The organism is Gilliamella sp. CG22, assembly GCF_046635725.1.
GTDB classification, from domain to species: domain Bacteria; phylum Pseudomonadota; class Gammaproteobacteria; order Enterobacterales; family Orbaceae; genus Gilliamella; species Gilliamella apicola_I.
Window position 1 is genome coordinate 227866 of the sequence record NZ_JBIDFK010000003.1, and the last position, 26306, is coordinate 254171.

Sequence of the window (26306 nt, forward strand, 5' to 3'; positions counted from 1 at the left end):
TGTTATATTAATCGCATCTTCAATATAACACGATAAAGCAGAGAGTCTATGAACAATACAAAAATGATTGGAATTAGTGGCTATAGTGGCAGTGGTAAAACGACCCTACTCAAAAAAATAATTCCTTTATTGGTCGAACAGGGTTTTCGCATTGGCTCGTTAAAGCATGCGCATCATAATATTGAACTAGATATTCCCGGAAAAGATAGTTATGAACTGCGAAAAGCCGGTTCTTTACAAACCATTATTGCTTGTGATAACCGCTATGCATTTATTGAAGAGACCCCAAACAATCCTGTCGATTTATCGACACTGATTAACCAATTTAGCCATGTCGATATCGTTTTGATTGAAGGATTTAAAGAAGAAAAAATACCTAAAATTATTTGTCATCGGCATACAAATCAATCTGAATTGTATATTGACGAATATACCCTAGCCATCGCCAGTGATGAGCCATTAGAGAGTCATCTACCAGTATTTGATATCAATCAAGCCGATCCAATCGTTGAGTTTATAAAAGGATATTTATCATTGCCAAAACAGCATAAATAAAAAATAAAGGGTGTATTAACCTATCTTTTAAACAAACCGAAACAAAAAAGGGAAATACTTCATTTCCCTTTTATTTCAACATAATCGCTTATTTATTTCGCAACAATCACCATTGCCGGACGAATTAAACGACCATTTAAGGTATAACCTTTTTGAATGGTATTGACGATTTGACCTGATTGATGATCTGGCGATTCAACCATGCTAATCGCTTGGTGAACATCAGGATTTAATTGTGAATCTACTGTGTTAATCACTTCAATCCCAAACTTTTTGACGGTATCTAAAAATGATTTTAAGGTAAGCTCTAATCCTTCAACAGTTGCTTGATGTTCAGGATTATTTTTATCGGTAGATTCTAAAGCTCGCTCTAAATTATCGATAACTGGCAACAGTTCATTCGAAAATTTTTCTAACGCAAATTTTCGTGCTTTATCAACGTCTTGTTCAACACGTTTACGAACATTATCAATCTCAGCACGGGCACGAATCATCGCCTCACTCTCATTTTTTTTAGCAATTTGTAATGCCTGTTCTAATTCAGCAATACGTGCATTTTTCGCTTTTAATTGCTCCTCGTAATTCGGTTCAGCTGGCGCTTCTGATTCTTTTGGTTCTTCTACCGCTACATCAATGTTAGGTTCATTTTCTGACATGTTCTTGTCTTGCTCTGTCATAAGGTACTCCAAATATAGTCGAAAACTTAGTGAATTAAGGTTATTATGGGGACGATTTTTGTTATTGCAAGGTTATCTCTATAGGTTAATATATATTTTTTTATTTTTAATTAAAAAAATCAATGATACTTAAATAAAAAAATGACAAGGATATTTTATGGGTGCACCATTTAAATGTATTGGTTTAGTTGGCATTCCACGCAAATTAGACGCTATCGAAACCCACAGAGTGCTTTATGATTGGTTAATCAAATTAGGTATTCGTGTTTTAGTTGAAGACCGATTAGCGGAATTTATTAAATTTCCAGCCAATGTCTATGCCAATTTGGATACGATTGGAGAACAAGCTGATCTGGCTATTGTTGTTGGTGGCGATGGCAATATGTTGCGTTCGGCTCGCTATTTATCACACTATAAAATTAGAGTAATCGGCGTGAATCGGGGTAATTTGGGCTTTTTAACCGACATTTCGCATGAGCAAGTCGTGGAACAGTTAAGTCCAGTTATTGCCGGAGAATATGACGATGACCCTCGCTTTTTACTTGAAGTTTCAATTTATGATAATGGCAATCTCATCAATTCCGGTTTTGCCGTTAATGAAATTGTCGTTACGCCCAACACGGTTGCGCATATGATTGATTACGATGTGTATATCAATGAACGCAATGCATTCTCACAGCGTGCGGATGGTTTAATTATTGCAACCCCAACCGGCTCTACCGCCTACTCCTTGTCTGCTGGTGGACCAATTTTAGCGCCTCACTTAGATGCACTCATTATTACACCAATGTTTCCACACTCATTGGCGGTAAGGCCATTAGTCATCAAAAGTGATAACCCTATCCATCTTAAGTTTCCAACCACTGCATTAGATTTGAATATTGCTTGCGATAGCCAAATTATTTTACCGGTCAAACCAAGCTATGATGTTATTATTCGACGTTCTGGATATGAATTTAATTTAATTCATTCTAAAGATTATGATTATTTTAATAACCTTTCCAGTAAATTGGGTTGGTCACAAAAAATGTATTAAATCATTTAGCTAACCACTTTTAGACAGAAAATCATTATCGATTATGGCTCGCAGGTAATCATTTTAACCTGCGAGCATACCAGGAAGGTAAAAATGCTGTTATTTTAAATCAGTAGGGAATCACATAAGCCAACACATAAACAGTCAGGGATGAAAAAATCGCTGCAATCACATCATCCACCATAATACCAAAACCACCGGGCACACGCTTATCAAACCAACGAATAGGCCAAGGTTTTGCCATATCAAATACTCGAAAAGCAACAAAAGCAATCGCAATCCATAGTAATGAATATTGTGGGATAAAAAATAGCGTTATCCACATACCAACAAATTCATCCCAAACGATATGCCCTGAGTCATGTGTATGTGTATCATCTGATGTCTTTTGACAAAGAAAACAGCCAAACATAAATGTCACAATAATAAAGATCCAATATAAAATCGGTTGTAACTCGTTAAATAACAACCACAGCGGAATCGCCATTAATGACCCCATTGTGCCAGGCATAATTGGGGATAAGCCACTTCCTAATCCCACCGCTAAAAAATGGATCGGATTAGTAAGTTTTAAGTGTTTTTTAAAATCTTTATTACGTGCTTGTTTTGTCATGTTTGCTTTTAAATTTGATAAAATGATGCCGACTTAACGTCGGCAAACACATAGCAAAATGCTGATAGTTAATTAGCATTTTTATTGATGAGTATTATATTATTCGTCTTTGGTTAACGTTGCAACCATTACGGCTTTAATGGTATGTAAACGATTTTCTGCTTCATCAAAAACAATACTGTGTCGAGATTCAAATACATCGTTAGTCACTTCTAAACCATCTGTTAAACCATATTGCGCTGCCATTTGCTTGCCGACGGTGGTATTCATATCGTGAAAAGCGGGCAAACAGTGCATAAATTTCACATCGGGATTATGAGTAAGATTAATCACATTTTGATTAATTTGATAAGGCGCTAACAGTTTGACCCGTTCATCCCAAACGTCTTTAGGTTCTCCCATGGAAACCCACACATCGGTATAGAGAAAATCAACGCCATTTACACCGTCAGCGACATCATCTGTTAAAATGATTTTAGCCCCTGTCGTTTTTGCTATATCTTGGCACTGTTCGACCAGTTCCGATTCGGGTTGGCACGCTTTAGGCGCCACTAAACGAATCTCCATACCCATTAAAGCTGCGCCTTCCATCAACGAATTCCCCATATTATTACGCGCATCACCTAGATAGGCGAATTTGACACTGCTTAATGCCCGATTGCCGATATGTTCTTTCATGGTCATAAAGTCAGCTAAAATCTGTGTAGGGTGTGCCTCGGTGGTTAATCCATTCCACACAGGGACACCGGCATACTTCGCTAAGGTTTCGACAATATCTTGTCCATAACCTCGATACTCAATACCGTCATACATCCGTCCTAATACACGGGCAGTATCTGCAATAGATTCTTTATGGCCTATTTGGCTCCCACTTGGACCTAAATAGGTCACTTGGGCACCCTGATCAAATGCGCCCACTTCAAAAGCACAGCGCGTACGGGTTGAGTCTTTTTCGAAAATTAAGGCAATATTTTTACCCACCAGATGTTTTTTTTCAGTGCCTTGTTGCTTAGCGTGCTTTAATTGAATAGAAAGATCGATTAATTGATTAATTTCGCTTGGGGTGAAATCGAGTAAACGTAAAAAGTGGCGCTGATAAAAACCGTGCATGACAAGCTCCTAATCGAGATTATTATTCACGCCATTCTATTTGAATAATTATTCACTTTCAAGCTAAACATAATAATATCTTTGATAATTTATGTGATTCGTTACAAGTCTCAAAAATGAGACATTATTATTCAATTAATTTTAATAATATTGCTTTTTTTGTATAAAAAAGTGTAATAAAATGGCTAAATATTATCTTATCAAGATTAATAGCAATGAATTTTTATTCATATATAATGATTTTTTATTCTTAAAGGTCTTTTTAATCATGCAAACTTATGCCCTCCTTATATTACAAGACGGTTCACAATTTATCGGTACATCTATCGGCGCTGAAGGTCAAACTGTTGGCGAAGTTGTTTTTAATACCTCAATGACTGGCTATCAAGAAATATTGACCGATCCCTCTTACTGTGAACAATTAGTTACTTTAACTTATCCACATATTGGTAATGTGGGCACTAATGATGCAGATGCTGAATCAAATCAAGTTTACGCAAAAGGACTTATTATTCGTGATTTGCCACTATTAGCCAGTAATTATCGCTGTGAAAAAGATCTCTCCAGTTATCTAAAACAACACAATGTTGTTGCTATTGCCGATATTGATACCCGCCGTTTAACCCGTATTTTACGTGAAAAAGGCGCACAACATGGCGTTATTGTAACGGGCAAAGATAAACAGACTTTACTCGAAAATGCAGAAGCAACCAAACAAATAGCACTCAATTTTAAAGGATTAACCGGACTTGATTTAGCTAAAGAAGTAACGTGTGCTAAAAGTTATTGTTGGACGCAAGGCATTTGGACAAGACAAAATGAGCATCCAACACCAAAACCTGAAAGTGCTTTACCCTATCATGTTGTTGCCTATGATTTTGGTGTTAAACAAACTATTTTACGAATGTTAGTTGAACGGGGTTGCAAATTAACCATTGTGCCGGCTAAAACGAGTGCCGAACAAGTTTTAGCATTACATCCTGATGGTATCTTTTTATCTAATGGGCCTGGCGATCCAGCACCGTGTACGTATGCCATAGATGCCATTAAGCAGTTTTTAACCACCAATATTCCGATATTTGGCATCTGTCTTGGACATCAGCTGTTAGCGCTAGCATGTGGTGCGAAAACCATAAAAATGAAATTTGGTCACCATGGTGGAAATCATCCGGTTAAAGATCTTGAGCATGATCGTGTCATGATTACCGCGCAAAATCATGGTTTTGCCGTTGATGAACACAGTTTACCGGCTCACTTACGTGTTACGCATCAATCCCTATTCGACGGCTCATTACAAGGTATTCATCATAATCAAAAACCCGCTTTTAGTTTTCAAGGACATCCCGAAGCCAGTCCTGGACCACATGATGCCGCCCCGCTTTTTGATCACTTTATAGAGTTAATTAAATTTTACCAGCAGGAGCAATAACATGGCTAAGCGAACAGACATCAACACTATTTTAATTATTGGCGCAGGCCCGATTGTTATTGGTCAAGCATGTGAATTTGATTATTCAGGCGCACAAGCCTGCAAAGCACTACGTGAAGAAGGCTATCGGGTTATTTTAGTGAATTCTAATCCTGCCACCATTATGACCGATCCTGAACTGGCAGATGCAACCTACGTTGAACCTATTCATTGGACAACGGTGAGCAAAATTATCGAACAAGAAAGACCCGATGCGATTTTACCCACAATGGGAGGACAAACTGCCCTTAACTGCGCTCTGGAACTTGAAAAACGCGGTATTTTAAAACAATTTAATGTTGAGATGATCGGTGCCACTGCTGACGCCATTGATAAAGCCGAAGATCGCAAACGTTTTGATCAAGCCATGAAAAAAATTGGTCTTGATACGGCTCGTTCGGGTATCGCCCATTCACTGACAGAAGCTTATACCGTACTTGAACAAGTGGGCTTTCCTTGCATTATTCGTCCTTCATTTACGATGGGCGGTACCGGTGGTGGAATTGCTTATAATACTCAAGAATTTGATGAAATTTGTACTCGAGGATTAGATTTATCACCAACGAAAGAACTATTGATTGATGAGTCATTGATCGGTTGGAAAGAGTACGAAATGGAAGTTGTGCGAGATAAAAATGATAACTGCATAATTGTCTGTTCAATTGAAAATGTTGACCCTATGGGCATTCATACCGGCGATTCCATTACTGTTGCCCCTGCTCAAACCTTGACTGATAAAGAGTATCAAATCATGCGTAATGCCTCGATAGCAGTACTTCGTGAAATTGGGGTAGAAACAGGTGGATCAAATGTTCAATTTTCGGTCGATCCCAAAACAGGACGCTTGATTGTCATTGAAATGAATCCACGGGTATCACGCTCATCCGCATTAGCGTCAAAAGCAACTGGTTTTCCTATCGCCAAAATCGCCGCCAAACTGGCAGTTGGTTATACCCTTGATGAACTTGCCAATGATATTACAGGCGGTAGAACACCGGCATCATTTGAACCTTCGATCGATTATGTCGTTACTAAAATTCCACGTTTTAACTTTGAAAAATTTGCCGGTTGTAATGATCGGTTAACCACACAAATGAAATCAGTAGGCGAAGTTATGGCGATTGGGCGTACTTTTCAAGAATCATTACAAAAAGCACTGCGAGGACTTGAAGTCGGTGCGTGTGGTTTTGATCCGAAAATTGACAATTATGATGATGAAAAAAACCTCAATAAAATACGTTATGAGCTACAAGAAGCCGGTTCTGAACGAATTTGGTACATTGCTGATGCCTTTAGAGCCGGTTTCAGTTTAGACGACGTTTTCACATTAACCAATATCGATCGCTGGTTTTTAGTGCAGATTGAAGAACTTATCAGCCTTGAAAACCAACTAAAATCGCAATCATTCGCTAGCCTTAATTCAGAATCATTACGGCAACTTAAGCGTAAAGGTTTTTCAGATTTACGAATCGCTAAACTGCTGAATGTTAAAGAGCAAGACGTTCGTGATCGACGAAACCAATACCATATTCATCCGGTTTATAAACGGGTTGATACTTGTGCAGCAGAATTCTCAACCGATACGGCTTATCTTTACTCAACCTATGAACAAGAGTGCGAAGCCAAACCACAATTTCATCGCCCCAAAATTATGATATTAGGCGGTGGACCTAATCGGATTGGGCAAGGTATTGAGTTTGATTACTGTTGCGTGCATGCAGCACTAGCATTACGTGAAGATGGTTATGAAACCATTATGGTTAACTGTAATCCTGAAACGGTATCAACTGATTATGATATTTCAGATCGACTCTATTTCGAGCCTGTTACATTGGAAGATGTGCTAGAAATTGCCTACGTTGAAAAGCCAAACGGTGTAATCGTCCAATACGGTGGACAAACACCACTTAAATTGGCTCGAGCACTGGAAGCAGCAGGATTACCAATTATTGGTACTTCACCTGATGCAATCGATCAGGCTGAAGATCGTCAACGCTTTCAAGCCATTGTTGAAAAATTAAAGTTGAAACAGCCGGTTAATGCTACTGTAACTGACATTGAAGAAGCCGTCATTAAAGCCGAACAAATTGGCTATCCATTAGTGGTCAGACCCTCTTACGTGCTTGGCGGTCGGGCAATGGAGATTGTTTATAATGAATCCGATTTAAGGCGATATTTTAAAACCGCTATCAGCGAATCTAACAATGCGCCTGTATTGCTTGATCACTTTCTAGATGACGCAATTGAAGTTGATATTGATGTGATTGCCGACGGCGAACAAATTATGATCGGCGGCATTATGGAGCACATTGAGCAAGCCGGTATTCACTCAGGCGATTCCGCTTGTTCATTACCCACTTATACATTAAGTCCGGACATTTTAGACAAATTGCGCAAACAAGCCAAACAGTTAGCCTTGGAACTTAATGTTAAAGGTTTGATGAATGGGCAATTTGCCGTCAAAGATAATCAAATTTATTTGATTGAAATCAACCCTCGAGCTGCTCGCACCGTGCCATTCGTGTCAAAAGCAACAGGACTGCCACTTGCCAAAATTGCCGCTAGGGTCATGACAGGTCAAACACTTGCTAAACAAAACATGACCAGTGAGCTTATTCCACCTTATTACTCAGTAAAAGAAGTGGTTTTACCATTTAATAAATTTAGTGGCGTTGACCCAATTTTAGGGCCAGAAATGCGATCCACTGGTGAAGTAATGGGAATCGGTAAAACCTTTGCCGAAGCTTTTGCTAAAGCGCAACTAGGTAGCTTATCGAATATGAAAAAATCGGGGAAAGCGCTCTTATCAGTTCGTGATCAAGACAAAACTCGCTTGGTAGCGATCGCTAAACGACTCATTGCGCATGGGTTTAGTATTGATGCCACTTTTGGCACCGCTAAGGCATTACAACAAGCTGGCATACCATGCCAAATGGTCAAAAAAGAAAACGAAGGACGCCCGAATATTCATGACCATATTAAAAATGGCGAATATAGCTATATTCTTAATACTACATCTGGGCGAGCAGCCATTGAAGCATCGAAAATTCTGCGTCGTAGTGCAATACAGTACAAAGTTCACTATGATACAACGATGAACGCCGCTTATGCCACAACGGTTGCATTAGACTGCGATCCAGCACAATATGTTGTTTCATTGCAAACACTTTACGCATAAATATTGGGTAAAAAGTAAGCCTGTAAAAAAATAGTGGCTAACAGATGTGCTGAGAACAAGAACCTTAATACTATTAAAATATAGTATTAAGGGTATTTTTAAATGGTAGCGTTAATTTAACCTTTCCACATAAACATGATCCATGATATTGATTAGACATTTTTTCCTTTCTTGCTTGAATAAATAACAATTACTCTAATATGCAATAAATAGTAGCCTAGCTTTTAATCAAAAAACAAAATGATTTTTGTCTAAAAAATTTAAGAAAAGGCGTACATTTTAGTAAAGAAAGTGTCTATTTATAGATAATGTGTTCAAAAATGGGGCAGTTACGCGAAAAAGGTATTGCTTTATTATTTTAATACTATAATATAGCGACCTCTTTGACGCGGGGTGGAGCAGCTTGGTAGCTCGTCGGGCTCATAACCCGAAGGTCGTTGGTTCAAATCCAGCCCCCGCAACCAACTCTTCAATATTTCAGCTTTTTCTATTAGTTACACATTATGCCGATTTAGGTACTGCAAGTAACGTTGATACTGCCTCACTGATTCTTCTGGCAATATAGCTATTATTCATCGTATACAAATGGATACCATCAACATCTTGTGAAACAAGATCAACAATCTGATCAATAGCATAAGCAATCCCTGCATCACGGAATGCATCAGGATGATGTTCATATTTTTCCATCATCTGTTTAAACTTCTTCGGAAGATTAACCCCACACATCGATACCATGCGCTCAATTTGGTTTTTATTGGTCACCGGCATAATACCTGCTTCTATCGGTACGTTAATTCCCATATCATGTGCTTTATCTAAAAAAGTATAAAAATAGTCATTATCAAAAAAGAGCTGTGATATAAGTTGATCCGTTCCGGCATTGACCTTTTCTTTTAAATGTATCAAATCTTGTTTTAGGGTTGAGGTTTCAAGATGCCCTTCCGGATAACAAGCACCTATTACATTAAAATCCCCATTTTCTTTAATATATGAGACCAATTCACTGGCATAACGAAAATCATCTTTAGGCGCAATATTAGGATTAATATCGCCTCGTAAGGCAAGCACATTATCAATACCAGCACATTTAAGATCATGAAGAATTTTTTGCATTTCTGCTTTATCAAAATTAATACCGGGTAAATGAGCGACACTTTCAATACCATAAGTGTGTTTGACCGAGTGGGCAATATCAATAGTGGTTTGGCCATTCAAACTGCCACCAGCCCCATAAGTTACACTGATAAAATCAGGCTTAAAATAGCCAAGTTCGCGTAATGTGCTATAGATAGTCTCTAAAGGCGACGTTTTTTTAGGTGGAAACACTTCAAAAGAGAACACCGTTTTTTTATTAAAAAGTAAATTTGTTTTCATTTGTTTCATCCATTCGTGTGCCAACGATTGTCCTTACTGACATTTCCGCCGCTCAAAATCGGCGGCGGAATAATAAGGCTTAACAACGTTATTTAGCGTCAAAAAAGCTTATCAATTGAGTGTTTTTCGAACTTCTAATGTTGCTTGAACTAAATGTTCTAAGCTTTCAACAACTTCTTTTTCGCCACGCGTTTTTAAACCACAATCTGGATTAATCCATAATTTTTGCTTTTCAATTTTAGCCAGTAACTTCTCAATCGTGGCTTTAATTTCGGCAACCGGTGGGACACGAGGTGAATGGATATCATAAACACCTGGCCCAACTTCTGTTTTAAAGTGATTAGCTTTAAGTACGTCAATCAATTGCAGATTTGAACGAGAAGCTTCAAACGAAATCACATCAGCATCCATTGCATCAATATCTTTGATGATGTCCGCAAATTCGCTGTAACACATATGTGTATGAATTTGTGTATCAGCTTGTACTTTGCTGTGAACTAATCTAAATGCTGGAATAGCCCAATCTAAATATTCACTATTCCAATCCGCTTTACGTAGTGGTAATTTCTCTTTTAGCGCCGCCTCATCAATTTGGATAACTTTAATACCCGCCGCTTCAAGATCTAACACTTCATCACTGATTGCTAAACCAATTTGGAAGACTGATTCTTTTTGTGAAATATCTTCACGAGGGAACGACCAGTTAAGGATCGTGACTGGGCCAGTTAACATGCCTTTAACAGGTTTATCAGTGAGGCTTTGTGCGTATTGTGAATACTCAACGGTAATGGGTTTAGAGCGTGAAATATCACCCCAAACAATAGGTGGTTTAACACAACGAGTACCGTATGATTGCACCCATGCTTTTTCAGTAAAGACAAAACCATTTAAACTTTCGCCAAAATACTCGACCATATCATTACGTTCAAATTCACCATGAACTAACACATCAATACCAATCTTTTCTTGGAGCTTAATGCATTCTGCAATTTTTTGCTTATTAAACTCAGTATATTCATTCAAACAAATTTCACCTTTTTTGAATTTTGCTCGATTTAAACGAACATCAGGAGTTTGTGGAAATGAACCAATCGTTGTTGTTGGTAGAAGTGGCAAATTGAAGGCTTTTTTCTGCGTCGCTTCACGAACTGAAAACGCTGGCAAACGGGTAAAATCGGATTCTTTTAATGCAGCGACTTTCTGACGTACTGCTTGATTGGCGCCTTCACGTTCACGCGTAAATAACGTTTGATTAGCTTTATACGCTGCATGATTTTCAGGTTGAGACTCGTTAACTAAAAGCCCCAATTCAGCAAGTTCTTGAAGTTTTTCTTGGGCAAAAGCAAAATAAGCACGTTGTTGAATCGTTAACTTTGTTTCATTTTGCAATGTGTAAGGCACATGGAGTAAAGAACATGACGTATTGATCACCACTTTACCCGCTTTTTGTTTAATTTTAGTCACTAATGCCAATGTTTTTTGATAATTATTTTTCCAAATATTTTTACCATTAACCACACCAGCAAATAACACTTTATCAGACGGGAATCCATGATTTTCAAGTAATGCTAATGATTGCTTGCCTTCAACAAAATCCAGTCCAATACCATCTAATGGTAGCGCCACCAATTCTTTGTAGCAATCACGAACATCACCAAAATAGGTCTGTAACACGACTTTAGTTGTCCCTTTAACCGATAAGATCGCCTGATAAAGTTCAGTAAATAAAGCAATATCATCTTTATTTAAATCAGTCACCAAAATTGGTTCATCAATTTGAATCCACTGTGCGCCAAGTGTCGTAAATTTTTGAATGATATCTTGATAAGCTTTAATAATATCAGCTTTAAAATCAACCAGTTTTTTATTTCCTAAATACTGGGCAAGTTTGAAAAATGTTAACGCACCAATAACAACTGGTTTAGTTTGTATACCAAGTGCTTTCGCTTCTTGATATTCATCAAAAGGCTTTGTGCCAGCTAATTTAATCTGTACTGAATCTTCAATTTCAGGTACTAAGTAGTGATAGTTGGTGTTAAACCACTTTTTCATTGCCAATGCACGAACATCACCTTTTTCACCTTGATAACCCCGTGCCATTGCAAAATAACGATCCAATTCCGGTAAACTTAAATCTTGGTAACGTTTTGGAATAACATTGAGTAAACAAGCGGTATCTAATACTGCATCATAAAACGAAAAATCATTTGAGGAGATAAAAGCAATGTTATGTGATGCTTGTTGTTGCAAATGCTCAGCACGTAATGCTTCAGCGTCATTTAATAATTCAGTCTGGCTTTTATTGCCTTTAAAATAAGCTTCGGTAGCAAATTTAAGTTCACGAAGTTTACCAACACGAGGATATCCAATTACAGCAGTATTCATTTTTTGTTTTCCTTTCATCACATTTCTTAAGTAACAAAAAAGATAACAAAAAAAACTGTTATTGAATAATTCTAGTTTTTTATTGATTGATATAGTTTTTTTCTATATCTAAACATCAAAAAAAATCCCTCTAACGTTATATTGTCAGAAGGATTTTAGTTAATTTTTTAGAAAAATGGACTATTTACGCCATTCACCACGAATAGGTCTTGAAAAATAAGCAAGTACGGCAATCATACAAATTTCAATCGACACACCCCAGTAGATATGTCCTAAAAATTCACTCCAAAGTTCATAACCATTTAAATTCCATAACCAACCTACTGTACCCTCTGGATCGTAAGCAGGATGACGGAAACCAAGCAGTGGAATTAAAAAGCCATGCATGGTGACGGTAATGATAATGCCGTAGAATGCACCATACCATAATCGGATTTTATTCCAAAAGTAGGCAATAAACACATAGACAAAAGCAAATGCAAAACTAAATAGCCAGTGATAAAGTGTCACTGCACCTGAAACGATAGCCGTTTGATAAGCATAATCAAGCGAGTGAGAATTAATACCTAACCAACCAAGCCATGCATCAATATGTGCTGCAGGAGGAGAAACTTCACCGGGTACACGTGGAGGCATGTTGACTTCTGAGCCCCATTTAACTAACGCACTAATGAATCCACCAATCAGAGTTGTCCAAATAATAATTTGACGATTTGTTTTATTTCCAAACATGTTAAATGTCCTTAATTATTGTTAAAATTTTCCAAATTATATTGCATAATAATTTAGGTTGAAAGAGGGTATAATAAGATTAATTCACAAGAAAATCTATTATAATAATTGGTAAAACTTGATCTAAAACTCATTTTACAAAGAAAAATATTCAATTTTTTCATATTTCATCGTAAATTCACGGGATTTTCGTTATTTAACTTTTATAAAAAACAAATGACAGTGGATATTCAAATCATCAATAAACACGAGTTTTCTCACAAAACACCATTAAACTGTATTTATTTACAGTATTTTTGTTGCTATACTGCTCATATTATCACTAGCCTTACTGATTAATTTTTTATGATAACTCAACTTACTATCAATAATTTTGCTATCGTCGATCACCTGTTAGTTGACTTTACAACCGGGATGACTGCTATAACCGGTGAAACCGGAGCAGGGAAATCGATCGCGATCGATGCTTTAGGGCTCTGTTTAGGCAATCGTTCCGATGCTTCATCTATCCGTTTAGGTGCTGAACGTGTCGATATTTCAGCCTGCTTTGTACTTGATGACACACCAGCCGCCTTTTCTTGGCTAACCGAAAATCAACTAGACGAAGGTAATGAATGTATATTACGACGAGTTATCAATCAAGATGGACGTTCAAAAGCCTTTATTAATGGTCGTGCTGTGCCCATATCCCAACTCAAAGATTTAGGACAAATGTTAATCCAAATTCATGGACAACATGAACCCCAACGTCTTTTACGAGGTGAATATCAGCAGTTATTACTCAATCATTATATGAATGAGCCATCACTGCTCAATCAAATGCAGCAAGCTTATAAGCAATGGAAAGTAGCACGCCAGACTTATGAACAGTATCAAGCATCACGACAAGAACGTGAAGCACATGTTCAGTTATTACAATATCAACTTAAAGAGCTAAATGAATTTTCGCCTATTGAAGGGGAATACCAACAAATTGATGAAGAATACAAACGTTTATCGAATAGTGAACAGTTAATTCAGCTTAGCCAACAATCGGTGATGCTTTTAGATGAAGCTGATGAATACAATGTCAGTAATCTACTTGGTAGTGTTAAAAACAGTGTGCAGGAGTTATCCGAACTCGATCCAAATTTAAGTAACGTGTTTAACATGCTGGAAGAAGCCACTATCCAGATCAAAGAAGCCAGTTATGAACTGCGCCATTACAGCGAAAGTTTAGAGCTTGATCCAGCGCGTGTCATGCAACTTGAACAACGGCTATCAAAGCAAATAGCGCTTGCCCGTAAACACCATGTTGCACCAGAGGCACTTCCTGAATTGCATCAGAATTTGCTTACCGAATTCAAACAGATTAATCAACAAGATGAACAAAGTGAACAACTAAAGGCAGATATTACCAAATATCATCAATTTGCACTTGAACTTGCCCAAAAATTACATCAAAAACGCTTGACGAGCAGTAAAGCACTCGCCAAAAAAGTCACGGCTATTATGCATGAATTATCTATGCCTAATGGACAATTTAGCATTGATATAACCTTTGATGAAACGCGTTTAAATGAAGACGGCGCCGACCAAGTTACTTTTTTAGTTACGACCAATGTCGGACAGCATGCCTTGCCCCTTGCCAAAGTGGCATCTGGCGGTGAATTATCACGTATTGCGCTAGCAATACAGGTTTTGACAGCTCAAAAAATGGATACACCGGCACTGATATTTGATGAAATCGATGTGGGCATTAGCGGCCCTACTGCTTCTAAAGTTGGGCAATTATTAAGACAGCTTGGACAATCTACCCAAGTTATTACTGTTACCCACTTACCACAAGTTGCGGGACAAGCTAATCAACACTATTTTGTCAGTAAGCAAACTAACAGCAAACAGACATCAACTGATATGCAAAAATTAGACAATAATGGACGTTTAAATGAATTAGCCCGACTTTTAGGCGGAGATAAAATTACTGATGCAACATTAGCCAATGCGAAAGAGTTACTTATTATCTAAATGAATTGTGGTAATATAGTGATTTTGATTTGAAGGTGAAGGAAACTTGATCATGAATCTTTCTGGTAAACATATTTTATTAGGAATTACAGGAGGCATAGCTGCTTATAAATGCCCAGATCTTGTTCGCCATTTAAAAAAAGCGGGAGCGGACGTAAGAGTAATCGTCACTGACTCGGCTAGCCATTTTGTCACAACAATGACGTTACAAGCCGTTTCAGGTAATCCTGTTTCAACTGATTTATTTGATCCTTCTGCTGAACTCTCTATGAGCCATATTGAACTGGCAAAATGGGCGGATTTAGTATTAATCGCCCCTGCAACAGCGAATATTATTGCTAAAATAGCCAATGGCATTGCCGATGACCTGTTATCAACGGTTTGTTTAGCAACATCAGCAAATATTGCGTTAGCACCAGCCATGAATCAACAGATGTATAAAGCAGCAGCAACCCAACATAATCTATCTGTACTAAGTAACCGAAATACATTCATTTTAGGCCCTGACGATGGTTTTCAAGCTTGCGGTGATTACGGCCCAGGACGAATGGTTGAACCTCAAGCAATTGTCGATCAAATTGAACGTTGTTTTTCAACTTCATCTGCATTATCAGGCATATCGCTAACCATCACGGCTGGCCCAACGATTGAAGAGTTAGATCCTGTTCGATATATTAGTAATTATAGTTCAGGAAAGATGGGATTTGCTATTGCTAAAGTTGCCGCTGATATGGGTGCAAAGGTAACCCTAATAAGTGGTCCGGTAAATTTAGATACGCCCAAAAATGTGAATCGAATTGATGTAAAAAGTGCAAATGAGATGTATAACGAAGCGTTAAAATTTGCTAAACAATCAACTATTTTTATTGGGTGTGCCGCCGTTGCCGACTATCGAGCTGAAACTATCGCCGAAAATAAAATTAAAAAGACAGATAATAGTAATGAATTATTGATTAAGTTAGTCAAAAATCCTGACATTATTGCGCATATTGCAGCGTTAAAAGAACAGCGCCCTTTTGTGGTTGGTTTTGCGGCTGAAACCGAAAATGTTAAAAATTATGCCTTAAAAAAATTAACAGCTAAAAACCTAGATTTGATTTGCGCTAATGATGTTTCTGATAAAAAAATTGGCTTTAATTCTGAGCAAAATGCATTAACACTTTATTGGCAAAATGGTGAACAAACATTACCATTAAGTAGTAAACAACAATTAGCAACACAGTTACTTGAAGTTGTTATAACACGATATAAAGCGAGTCATGATGAAAAGAAAAATTGATATTAAAATATTAGATAAACGTTTAGGTAATGATTTTCCGCTTCCAACCTATGCAACCGAAGGATCGGCTGGCATTGATCTACGAGCAATGTTTGATAAAACAACCGAGATAAAACCCGGTGAAACCATTTTAACGCCAACAGGTTTATCCATGCATATTGCAGATCCGACTTTAGCGGCATTAGTTTTACCTCGATCAGGGTTAGGATCTAAAAATGGGATTGTACTTGGTAATTTAGTGGGTCTCATTGATTCAGATTACCAAGGTCAGTTATTTGTACCGGTATGGAACCGTAGTCAAACTCCATTTGTGATTGAAGCAGGTGATCGCATTGCCCAGTTAATTATTGTTCCTGTCATACAAGCAGAATTTAATATTGTTGATGAATTTACAGCGTCAGCACGCGGCGAAGGTGGATTTGGGCATTCGGGTAAAAAATGATTGTGAGCAGCAAAAATAAAAATAGGAAAGAAGATATACTGCAAGCTTTAGCCACCATGCTTGAATCTAATGAAGGTACCCAACGCATTACTACAGCAAAGTTAGCAGCAAGTGTTGGTGTATCAGAAGCTGCACTTTATCGACATTTTCCGAGTAAAACTAAAATGTTTGAAAGTTTAATTGTCTACATTGAAGATATTTTACTTTCTCGCATTAATGTCATTATGCAAGATGAGCTAAATACCTTTGTCCGTTTACAGTTAATTCTTGCATTAATATTGGGTTTTTCTGAAAAAAATCCCGGATTAACCAGAATTATGACTGGGCATGCCTTAATGTTTGAACAAGAGCAACTTCAAGAACGTATTAGTCAGCTATTTGAACGAATTGAAACTCAAATTAAGCAAGTATTACGTGAACGAAAAATTCGTGAAGGCGTTGCATTTACCACCGATGAGCGAATTTTATCCAGCCAATTATTAGCATTTTGTGAAGGGATGATGGTTCGCTATTCTCGTTCCGGCTTTAAATATTTACCAACCACCAATTTTGATACACGTTGGGCATTATTAGCGAAACAATTAATTTAAACATATAAAATAATCTTTAACTAACTGCTCTATAATCTTTATTGAGGATAATATATGGATTTTGAAAATATTTTAAAGCAGATAGTCTCACTTATTGATAAATATGACGGCGTAGTAATTGGTTATATTCTTCATTTCTGCTTTGCTATTATCATTTTTATCATTGGTCGAATTATTGCCAAGTTCATTAGCCGTCAGCTAAAACGCATATTAACCATTCGCCAAGTTGATCCTACCGTTGTAAAATTTGTTAGTGCTTTATCTTATTACGCCATTATCATAATGACATTAGTTGCCGTATTAGGGCAATTAGGTGTACAAACTGCATCAATTGTTGCTGTCATTGGTGCTGCCGGTTTAGCGGTCGGTTTAGCATTACAAGGTTCATTATCGAATTTCGCTGCCGGAGTAATTTTGATCATTTTCCGTCCGTTTAAAGTCGGCGAGACAGTGGTGATTAACAATCAAAGAGGAGTAATTGATTCAATTCAAATTTTCTCAACCTCAATTGTCACACCGACTAATGAAGTGGTTGTCATCCCGAATGGGCAAGTGGTAAGTGCCAATATTATTAATTATAGTCGTCTACCTGAAAGACGTTTAGATCTAGTGATTAATGTTGGTTATAACTCCGATATCCAGAAAGTTTATCAGGTACTTAATCAAGCGGTTAATCAAACCAGCAATATATTAACCACTAAAAAACCAATTATTCGTTTAGATGTACTTGATGCATCATCAATGAATTTTAATGTTTTAGTTTGGACATTAAACGAAAATTATGGCGCTTTAAAAGCAGAGTTACTCGAAAATATTAAAAACGCATTAACTGAGAATAATATTAATATTCCTTATCCAACAATGGATGTCAATGTCACCACCAACCACTAATGAGTGAGTTGTTTTCTTTTACTTCCGTCGATCAACGTCGACGGAAATTGAAACAACCTCTTTTTCATATAAAATATCTTGATTCATATTTAAGGCTGGTTTGTCACAATCAGGGCATCCAACCACTTTCGCTGGCACACCAGCAACCGTTGTATGCTCAGGAACAGGCTCTAACACGACCGAACCAGCACCAATTTTTGCCCCTTTTCCGATTTCAATATTGCCTAATATCGTAGAGTGAGCCCCAATCATTACCCCTTCACGAATTTTAGGATGCCGATCACCGTTTTCTTTACCTGTACCACCTAAGGTCACAGATTGCAAAATCGATACATCATTTTCAATAACGACCGTTTCACCAATTACAATACCGGTTGCATGGTCAAACATTACACCACAGCCAATTTGGGCTGCTGGATGAATATCAACACCAAAAACAATGGCGATTTGACTTTGTAAAAAAATAGCCAGCGACTTACGATCTTGTTTCCAAAGCCAATGGGCAATTCGATAAGCCTGTAACGATAAAAAGCCTTTGTAATAAAGTAACGGGGTCGAATAGTAGTTTGTTGCTGGATCGCGTACATAAACCGCTAAGATATCTGTCACAGCTGATTGAATAATCGTGGTATCTGCCTCATAAGCTTGCCTTGCAATTTCACGAATTTCAATTGCCGGCATTACTTGGGTAACAAGTTTATTCGCTAAAATATAACTTAATGCACTACCCAAGTTTTTATGATTGAGTAAAGTTGCATGGAAATAACTCGCTAACATTGGCTCACTTTCAACTAATTGAGAAGCTTCTTGCCGAATGGTATGCCACAACATATCTGCTTCAACCACTTTTTTCGTAATGTTCACAATGACGACCTATAAATATTAATCACAATAATCAACATTGTTTCGCAAACTTATCAAGTAAGCAAGTGTTGTATTTTATTATCATCATTTAAATAGCAAAATGGAAACAATCTGTTTCCATATTTTTGACGATTTTTACGATGATAATGAAGATTCTAGCTTAGCTTTTTTTTCATCACACAAGGTAAATATAGCAATGACCAAAATCAATAGAACAATACCGGCAAGGGCATAAAATGTGGTTGAATATCCGGTAGTATCAAATAGTTTTCCGACTAACCATGAAAGCACAATAACCCCAATATTTGATGAGATATTAAAGCCAACTAAATATAATGTCGAAGACAATCTTTCATCAAAATTCGCAACAACATATTTAAACACGGCTAAAATAAATAACGGGGTTTCAATAGCATGAAAAAGTTTCACTAATGAAATTAAATATACATTATCTAATGTTGCTGATAATGCAATTCGGCAAATCATCACTAACGCCGCCACTAATAACGCTCTTTTAGCGCCAATTTTATAAATAATGTATGGAGCTAAAATCATACAGATAGCTTCTAAAAAAACTTGGAAAGAGTTCAAATAACCATATACTTTGTAACCCCATTCTTGTTGAGTAAAAAAAGTGGTATAGAAATTAGGAAATAATTGCTGATCGTAAATGGTATAAAAACTATTGGTTCCAATAATAAAGAAAACAAATAACCAAAACTTTTTCATGCCAAATAAGGACACTATTTCACTCATCGTTGGAATAGTTGATGTTTTTTCAACAACAAGATTTTTATCATTTCCCGATGAGGACTCCGAATAATGTTTAGGTTTAAATAGGATATTAATGGTAAAAAAGATTGCGGCAACAGCCGATGCCATCCAAAAGTTAATATGCGGGTTTATACCAAATAAAATACCGGCAACAAAGGTTGCTGCGGCATAACCAAATGATCCCCAAAAACGAGCAGGACCAAATTCAAAACCAAATAATCGACTTATTCGCTCAATAAAAGAATCAACTAAAGCACATCCAGAGATAAACCCAGCGCTTAATACCGGCGCACCAATGCAAGCACCAAGAATAAAATCGTGTTTTAATAAGGGTTCATAGACATAAATCATAAATGGACCAATCAGCAACATCATAATACTTTGAAACGTAATAACTGCTTTACCGATTTGTAATTTATCTTGAATAATGCCATAAAAGATCATAAAAAACATAGCGGCGGCAGAGTTGGCTGCGTAAACAATTCCTAACTGCTCGCCAGATAATCCAATTGTACTTTTAAGCCATATGGCGTAAAAAGACCACCAAAGAGACCATGCTGCATAAAAGGTTATAAGATAACCTGATGAGAACCAATAATTTTTATTTTCTACCGTTTCTATCGTTTTCATATTTTAGTACTCTTATATTATGGAAGTTTAACGTTAACATGTTAATGTTAACATTATTGTCATAAATGAAACTAAATAGATAGAATCAGATATCATAAATGTTACATTCCTCACACTTTTTATCATTTTTATTTGTGGTATCATCACATTAAGTAATTACTAATTATTAACCTTTTAATGCTGAGCAAAAGGATTTAACTATGGCTTCACTTAAGGATGTCGCAAAGTTAGCATCGGTTTCATTGATGACTGTTTCGCGTGCAATCAATAATCCTGAAAAATTAAATAAAGAAACATATAAACGGGTAAAAAAAGCAATTGAACAACTCAATTATGTTCCCGATTTATCTGCACGAAAAATACGTGGTGATCATTCTGGTCCACATGCTATCGGTGTCTTAGCATTAGAAACCGCCACGACACCGTTTTCAGTTGAACTGCTACAAGCTATTGAACGAACAGCCCAGCAACATGGCTGGAATACGTTTATTGTCAATTTATTTGACGATAAAGATGCGAATCATGCCATTAACACGCTATTGTCTTATCGCCCTAATGGCATTATTTACACCACCATGGGACTAAGAAAAGTTGAGCTTCCTGAAAGATTACTTGGTAAAAATGTGGTGCTCGCCAACTGTATTAGTGATTCCGAACAATTAGCTTGTTATATTCCTGATGACTACTCTGGTCAATACCAAGCAATGCAGCAAGTCATTAATAAAGGTTATCAAAAACCGCTTTGTATCTATTTATCCGAACATACTTTAGCCGGTAGCATTAGACGTCAGGCAGCAGAACAAGCTTGGCTTGATGCAGGTAAAAATTTAGATGACCTAATTAGTTATCATACATCCACATCTCAAGGTAATCTTGCGCAAGAATATATGATGACAGTTGAAATATTAAAACAACACTGTGCTAGAAAACCTGAATTTGATGTATTAATTTGTGGTAATGATCGGATCGCTTTTGTTGCTTATCAATATTTACTAAGTAATGGTTTCCATATTCCTAACGATGTTGCTATTTTAGGCTATGATAATATGGTGGGTACTGGCGAGCTTTTTTATCCCCCTTTAACAACAGTACAGCTTCCCCATTATGAAATAGGCGAACAAGCAGCTTTACATATCATCACAGGTCAAACCCAAAAAACGGTAACACAAGTTGCATCAGCATTTTTACAACGCCAATCTTTATAGACACAGTGACAAACCCACCAGACGAGATGGTGGGTTAATGACTCATTATTGATAGATTGATTTTAATTGCCAGCTTTCTAATTTAATGATTTTAGCCTGCCCATTTTCTGCAAATAAATTCACCTTTCTTGTCGCAGGTAATTTAGGGTAAATACGGCTAGACAAGCTATATAAATCCTTATTCACAAAAACTTCTACGGATGATGCATCAACATAAATATGTAAGCTTAACTTATCGGTTTTTGGTAATGGTACACTACGGTAACCTTTAAGCTCTAAACCAGAAAGACTTCTATCAAGTACAATGCGATTAGATTGTAAATCAATAAATAACAACGTTGCTTGTTTACCATCTTCAGTTGCTGCCAGTTGCAAGCCAAAACGTTCTGCATTACTTTCAGAGAGATCAATTTCGACATTAAGTTCACAACTAATTGATTCAATCGACGTATTTTTCAATTCACTACTCAACAATATATTGGTTAATGATTGAGGTTTTTCACGTAATACTTCAAGTTCTTTAATCGGTCTGTTGCGAACATTATTGTCTGCATCTAAGATCAATTCACGGGGTAAAGTAAATGCCCCCATCCATTTATCTTTTTTGCTCGGCATGACTGATTCCCACATATCCATCCAAGCAAAAATAATTCGACGTCCATCTGCTGCAAGAAACGATTGAGGGGCATAAAAATCATGACCAAAATCCATTTCTTGAAAAGGTTTAATAACAGAAAATTTTTGTCCTGGTTGCCAATCACCAACAATATAACCTGATTGAAACCGATTACGATACTGGTAACCTTTAGCTTTCATACCTTGCGGAGAAAACATTAAAATCCATTTGTCACCTAACGGAAAAAAATCAGGGCATTCAAGCATATAAACATCAGGATCGATATCACTTATCACAACATGATCAAATTGCCATTTTTTAAGATCTTGTGAGCGATACAGTAAAACTTTGCCCACATCGTTGCGATCTCGCTGGCCGACAACCATCCACCATATCCCATCTTGTTGCCAAACCTTCGGATCGCGAAAATGCATGATGCCATCTTCTGGCGTTAAAATCGTTCCTTGTTTTTCAAAATGAATACCGTCTTTACTGATAGCAAGGCATTGGGTTTGCCGAATTTGCTCATCGTTACCTTGACCATTTAACCAAATATGCCCCGTATAAATTAAATATAATTCGCCATCTTTTTCGACTGCCGAACCGGAAAAACAGCCACTTTTATCAAACTCTTGATCGGGTGCAATGGCTATGGGTAATCTTCGCCATGTCACTAAATCATCACTAACAGCGTGCCCCCAATGCATCGGTCCCCAGTTTTCATCATAAGGATGATGTTGATAAAAGGCATGATACTGCCCTTTAAAGTAAATCAAACCATTTGGATCGTTCATCCATCCCGATTGTGGTGCTAAATGAAAATGTGGGTAATACTGTTTATTCATGGTCGTTTCTAATTGCAAAACAGCTTGATTTGCTTTATCAATAGCAGTAGACATAAAATCCCCTTTGTTCATCCGATATCAGATTTATCTGATTATATGGTATATTAATTTAATTGTTAACGTTAACTATAGATAAATTAAGCGATAAAATATGTGATGAAAGTCACACATTTTTAACGTTAACAATGAATTTTTTTTGAAATGATTTAGTCTATGGCGAATGACTAATTATTAAACTTGGTTTAATCTGTATGTAGCAGACGATATCAATAAGAAATATCGTCAACCTATTTACAGACCTTAAACCCTATTAACCATATATTTTATCGAGTAATCAAATGAATAATACTAAAGTCTGGTCTCTTGGCGATGCGGTTATTGATTTATTGCCATTTGGCGAAATGAATTATCAAGCTTGTGCAGGGGGTGCACCTGCAAATGTTGCTATTGGCGTGGCTAAGTTAGGTCTTCCTTCGGCGTTTATCGGCCGTGTCGGTAATGATCCGTTTGGTCACTTTATGGAAAAAACATTCAAAGAATATCATGTTGACTGCCAAAGCCTTGAAAAAGATGATCTTCATCGAACCAGTACTGTCGTTGTCGATTTAGGTAAAAACGGCGAACGCAGCTTTACTTTTTTAGTCTCACCGTCAGCCGATCAATTCCTTTCAAAACAAGCAATACCCCATTTTAATCAAGACATTTTACATTTTTGTTCTTTGGCATTAGTTGGACAAACTTGTCGACAAACACTTAAAACCGCTATTGAAGATCTGACCGCTAAACAGGGGTTAATTAGTTTTGACATTAATTTACGGGAGCAAATGTGGAAAGATAAAGACGAAATGCGCACCATTATTACGCAGTTTTGTCACGATGCAGATATTCTTAAACTGTCTGATGAAGAACTGTTTTGGTTGACAGAAAGTCAAGATTGGCATGAAGCATTAAATAAACTTCAGCAGCACTATAATGCTCCACTAAAATTGGTGACCAAAGGTCGAGATGGCAGTATTGTCGTATGGCAAGGTAAAACCTTTTCGTTTGATTCCTACCATGTGAATAGTGTTGACACAACCGGAGCTGGCGATGCTTTTGTCGCAGGTTTGTTAAGTAGCATAGCGTCATCAGGAATGCCAGAAGATAAACTCATGCTTGAAAGTATGATGACCATTGCCAGTGCCTGTGGTGCTTTAGCCACAACTCAAAAAGGAGCTTTAACGGCACTTCCGGACAGCGCATTTTTACAATCATTTATTAGCGATAATCCCGCATTAACCGCTAAACAAATGGCGTAATTCAATGACAGAAAAAGAAAAAATGTTAGCTGGGTTATTGTATGATCCTAGTATCCATTTACTGGCTAACGATCGGCTTTACGCTCAAGATCTCTGCTTTCAACTCAATCAATTATCTCCTCTTGCCGAAAAACAGCGATATCAGCTGTTTCAAACGCTACTGGGAAAAACAGGAGAGCAGTTTACGATAATGCCGGGATTCCAATGTGATTACGGTTATAATATTGAAATTGGTGAAAACTTTTTCGCCAATTTTAATTGCATCATGCTTGATGCGGCTAAAATTACATTTGGTGATAATGTGCTTGTTGCACCTAATTGCGGCTTTTACACTTCAGGGCATCCACTGGATAGCCAAACACGATGCCGTGGTCTTGAGTTTGCAAAACCAATTACTATTGGTCACAACGTTTGGATTGGCGGTAATGTAATTATACTGCCAAATGTAACTATCGGTGATAATACCGTTATCGCAGCCGGAAGCATTGTTGATCGTGATATCCCTTCAAATGTGGTCGCCATGGGCGCACCCTGTCGAGAGTATAAAACGCTTTAATTCACCTTGACTGACTGTGCTCTAGCCCAAGTATCGATTGCCACAACGTCCTCAATAGTAGTTGGTTCAGGTAAAACAAGTTTATCTAATGTTGCCGATACGTGTTTGGCAATATCCATAAAACCAATTTTATTTTGCAAAAATGCTTCAACCGCCACTTCGTTGGCCGCATTAAGGGTCGTGGTTGCAGCTTGCCCTCGACAAGAAGCCTCAATGGCTAATTTTAAGCAAGGATAACGATTAAAATCAGGTGTATTAAACGTCAGTGATGACATCTGAGTAAAATCTAAATCAGGCACACCAGATGTGATACGTAATGGATAAGACATAGAATAAGCGATCGGTGTCCGCATATCAGGCACACCTAATTGAGCAATAACACTGCCATCTTGATAACGAACCATTGAATGAATAATTGATTGTGGATGGACAATGATTTCCATTTGCTCGGCACTGGCATTAAATAACCAACGTGCTTCAATATATTCTAAACCTTTATTCATCATCGTAGCGGAATCAACGGAAATCTTTTTTCCCATTGACCAATTAGGATGAGCAATCGCTTGTGCAGGTGACACCGAAGATAATTGATTGACTGCCCAATCTCGAAAAGGCCCCCCAGAGCCGGTTAACACGATTTTGGTCACACCATGATCAACCAAATTAGCAAACCCGAGATCATGCTGAACGGCGGTAGGCAGACTTTGAAAAATCGCATTATGTTCACTATCAACCGGTAACAGTTCAGCGCCATATCGCTTTACGGCTTGCATAAACAGATGTCCACAAGTAACCAAAGACTCTTTGTTAGCCAGTAAAATACGTTTTCCTTTTTCAATTGCAGCAAGCGTCGGTTTTAATCCTGCTGCGCCCACAATGGCAGCCATGACTTGGTGAACTTCGGGCAACTGTGCTAAATCACAAATAGCTTGTTCACCACTTAATACTTCAATATCCAATTTTAGATCAACAAGATTTGCTTTAAGCTGTTGTGCAGCTTGTTCACTTGCCATTGCCACATAATGGGGTTTAAATTCTTGGCATTGTTCAGTCATTTTTTTTACATTACTGCCACCCACTAGCACATAAGCGTTAAATAATGTTGGATTTTGCCGAATGACCGCCAAAGTGCTACAGCCTATTGATCCTGTTGAACCTAAAATTGCGATGTTTTTCAT

22 protein-coding genes and 1 tRNA gene are annotated in these 26306 nt (G+C 37.4%); 13 read left to right on the forward strand and 10 right to left on the reverse strand.

What is annotated here, in order from left to right; all coding sequences use genetic code 11:
• Positions 1-48: 48 nt before the first annotated feature.
• The gene (mobB, locus tag ACGH46_RS04350) at positions 49-555 is read left to right on the forward strand and encodes a molybdopterin-guanine dinucleotide biosynthesis protein B (protein WP_411604327.1); all 507 of its coding nucleotides are present in this window, start codon (positions 49-51) and stop codon (positions 553-555) included.
• A gap of 92 nt (positions 556-647) precedes the next feature.
• On the opposite strand, the gene grpE is transcribed toward mobB, so the two are convergent.
• Positions 648-1232, reverse strand: coding sequence for a nucleotide exchange factor GrpE (gene grpE / locus ACGH46_RS04355; protein ID WP_267350211.1), 585 nt, complete (start codon positions 1230-1232; stop codon positions 648-650).
• Between the two features lie 157 nt (positions 1233-1389).
• Between grpE and nadK the strand changes: the two genes are divergently transcribed.
• A complete protein-coding gene (gene nadK / locus ACGH46_RS04360) occupies positions 1390-2268 on the forward strand; it encodes an NAD(+) kinase (RefSeq protein WP_220216258.1) in 879 nt (292 codons plus the stop codon).
• 109 nt (positions 2269-2377) lie between these two features.
• On the opposite strand, the gene ACGH46_RS04365 is transcribed toward nadK, so the two are convergent.
• Both ACGH46_RS04365 and argF read right to left on the reverse strand, forming a co-directional pair.
• A complete protein-coding gene (locus ACGH46_RS04365) occupies positions 2378-2881 on the reverse strand; it encodes a phosphatidylglycerophosphatase A (protein WP_411604330.1) in 504 nt (167 codons plus the stop codon).
• A 99-nt stretch (positions 2882-2980) separates the two neighbouring features.
• A complete protein-coding gene (gene argF / locus ACGH46_RS04370; RefSeq protein WP_411604333.1) occupies positions 2981-3991 on the reverse strand; it encodes an ornithine carbamoyltransferase in 1011 nt (336 codons plus the stop codon).
• Positions 3992-4259: 268 nt separating this feature from the next.
• Between argF and carA the strand changes: the two genes are divergently transcribed.
• The 3 genes from carA to ACGH46_RS04385 all read left to right on the forward strand — a co-directional run bounded on the left by carA (position 4260) and on the right by ACGH46_RS04385 (position 9101).
• The gene (gene carA, locus ACGH46_RS04375) at positions 4260-5420 is read left to right on the forward strand and encodes a glutamine-hydrolyzing carbamoyl-phosphate synthase small subunit (protein ID WP_411604336.1); all 1161 of its coding nucleotides are present in this window, start codon (positions 4260-4262) and stop codon (positions 5418-5420) included.
• Between the two features lies 1 nt (position 5421).
• Positions 5422-8637, forward strand: a complete 3216-nt coding sequence (gene carB / locus ACGH46_RS04380) for a carbamoyl-phosphate synthase large subunit (RefSeq protein WP_411604339.1) — start codon at positions 5422-5424, stop codon at positions 8635-8637.
• Positions 8638-9024: 387 nt separating this feature from the next.
• Positions 9025-9101 (forward strand) — tRNA-Met (locus ACGH46_RS04385).
• 37 nt (positions 9102-9138) lie between these two features.
• On the opposite strand, the gene metF is transcribed toward ACGH46_RS04385, so the two are convergent.
• The 3 genes from metF to ACGH46_RS04400 all read right to left on the reverse strand — a co-directional run bounded on the left by metF (position 9139) and on the right by ACGH46_RS04400 (position 13131).
• Positions 9139-10014 carry a methylenetetrahydrofolate reductase [NAD(P)H] gene (metF, locus tag ACGH46_RS04390; RefSeq protein ID WP_267350199.1) on the reverse strand — a complete coding sequence of 292 codons (876 nt, stop codon included), beginning with the start codon at positions 10012-10014 and terminating at the stop codon, positions 9139-9141.
• Between the two features lie 111 nt (positions 10015-10125).
• Positions 10126-12399 carry a 5-methyltetrahydropteroyltriglutamate--homocysteine S-methyltransferase gene (metE, locus tag ACGH46_RS04395; RefSeq protein ID WP_411604342.1) on the reverse strand — a complete coding sequence of 758 codons (2274 nt, stop codon included), beginning with the start codon at positions 12397-12399 and terminating at the stop codon, positions 10126-10128.
• Positions 12400-12579: 180 nt separating this feature from the next.
• A complete protein-coding gene (locus tag ACGH46_RS04400) occupies positions 12580-13131 on the reverse strand; it encodes a YagU family protein (protein ID WP_065558486.1) in 552 nt (183 codons plus the stop codon).
• A gap of 345 nt (positions 13132-13476) precedes the next feature.
• Here ACGH46_RS04400 and recN point away from each other — a divergent pair, with 345 nt between their 5' ends.
• The 5 genes from recN to ACGH46_RS04425 are packed head-to-tail and all read left to right on the forward strand — an operon-like array spanning position 13477 to position 18340.
• Complete coding sequence (gene recN / locus ACGH46_RS04405) at positions 13477-15138, forward strand: DNA repair protein RecN (RefSeq protein ID WP_411599264.1); 1662 nt, start codon at positions 13477-13479, stop codon at positions 15136-15138.
• 49 nt (positions 15139-15187) lie between these two features.
• Positions 15188-16417 (forward strand): bifunctional phosphopantothenoylcysteine decarboxylase/phosphopantothenate--cysteine ligase CoaBC, encoded by a 1230-nt coding sequence (coaBC, locus tag ACGH46_RS04410; protein WP_411604402.1) that lies wholly within the window; start codon positions 15188-15190, stop codon positions 16415-16417.
• Complete coding sequence (dut, locus tag ACGH46_RS04415; protein ID WP_065558484.1) at positions 16401-16859, forward strand: dUTP diphosphatase; 459 nt, start codon at positions 16401-16403, stop codon at positions 16857-16859. The genes coaBC and dut overlap by 17 nt, the downstream gene beginning before the upstream one ends.
• Complete coding sequence (slmA, locus tag ACGH46_RS04420; protein ID WP_065558483.1) at positions 16856-17449, forward strand: nucleoid occlusion factor SlmA; 594 nt, start codon at positions 16856-16858, stop codon at positions 17447-17449. Before dut ends, slmA begins: the two co-directional genes overlap by 4 nt.
• 54 nt (positions 17450-17503) lie before the next feature.
• On the forward strand, positions 17504-18340 hold the full coding sequence (locus ACGH46_RS04425) for a mechanosensitive ion channel domain-containing protein (protein WP_267350191.1): 837 nt from the start codon (positions 17504-17506) through the stop codon (positions 18338-18340).
• An 18-nt stretch (positions 18341-18358) separates the two neighbouring features.
• Here ACGH46_RS04425 and cysE read toward each other — a convergent pair whose 3' ends face one another.
• Entirely contained in the window at positions 18359-19171 is an 813-nt protein-coding gene (gene cysE, locus ACGH46_RS04430; protein ID WP_411589693.1) for a serine O-acetyltransferase, read from the reverse strand.
• A gap of 168 nt (positions 19172-19339) precedes the next feature.
• On the reverse strand, positions 19340-20608 hold the full coding sequence (locus ACGH46_RS04435) for an oligosaccharide MFS transporter (RefSeq protein ID WP_411589529.1): 1269 nt from the start codon (positions 20606-20608) through the stop codon (positions 19340-19342).
• Between the two features lie 200 nt (positions 20609-20808).
• Between ACGH46_RS04435 and ACGH46_RS04440 the strand changes: the two genes are divergently transcribed.
• Positions 20809-21813, forward strand: a complete 1005-nt coding sequence (locus tag ACGH46_RS04440; protein ID WP_411589528.1) for a LacI family DNA-binding transcriptional regulator — start codon at positions 20809-20811, stop codon at positions 21811-21813.
• Between the two features lie 45 nt (positions 21814-21858).
• Here ACGH46_RS04440 and ACGH46_RS04445 read toward each other — a convergent pair whose 3' ends face one another.
• Complete coding sequence (locus ACGH46_RS04445) at positions 21859-23328, reverse strand: glycoside hydrolase family 32 protein (RefSeq protein WP_411604345.1); 1470 nt, start codon at positions 23326-23328, stop codon at positions 21859-21861.
• A gap of 284 nt (positions 23329-23612) precedes the next feature.
• On the opposite strand from ACGH46_RS04445, the gene ACGH46_RS04450 reads away from it, so the two are divergent.
• Together ACGH46_RS04450 and ACGH46_RS04455 are read left to right on the forward strand one after the other, a co-directional pair.
• Entirely contained in the window at positions 23613-24572 is a 960-nt protein-coding gene (locus ACGH46_RS04450; protein ID WP_220216244.1) for an aminoimidazole riboside kinase, read from the forward strand.
• Positions 24573-24576: 4 nt separating this feature from the next.
• Positions 24577-25128, forward strand: coding sequence for a sugar O-acetyltransferase (locus tag ACGH46_RS04455; RefSeq protein ID WP_411604348.1), 552 nt, complete (start codon positions 24577-24579; stop codon positions 25126-25128).
• Here the strand turns inward: ACGH46_RS04455 and ispC are convergent.
• Complete coding sequence (gene ispC / locus ACGH46_RS04460) at positions 25125-26306, reverse strand: 1-deoxy-D-xylulose-5-phosphate reductoisomerase (protein WP_411604351.1); 1182 nt, start codon at positions 26304-26306, stop codon at positions 25125-25127. The two genes, ACGH46_RS04455 and ispC, sit on opposite strands and share 4 nt — an antisense overlap.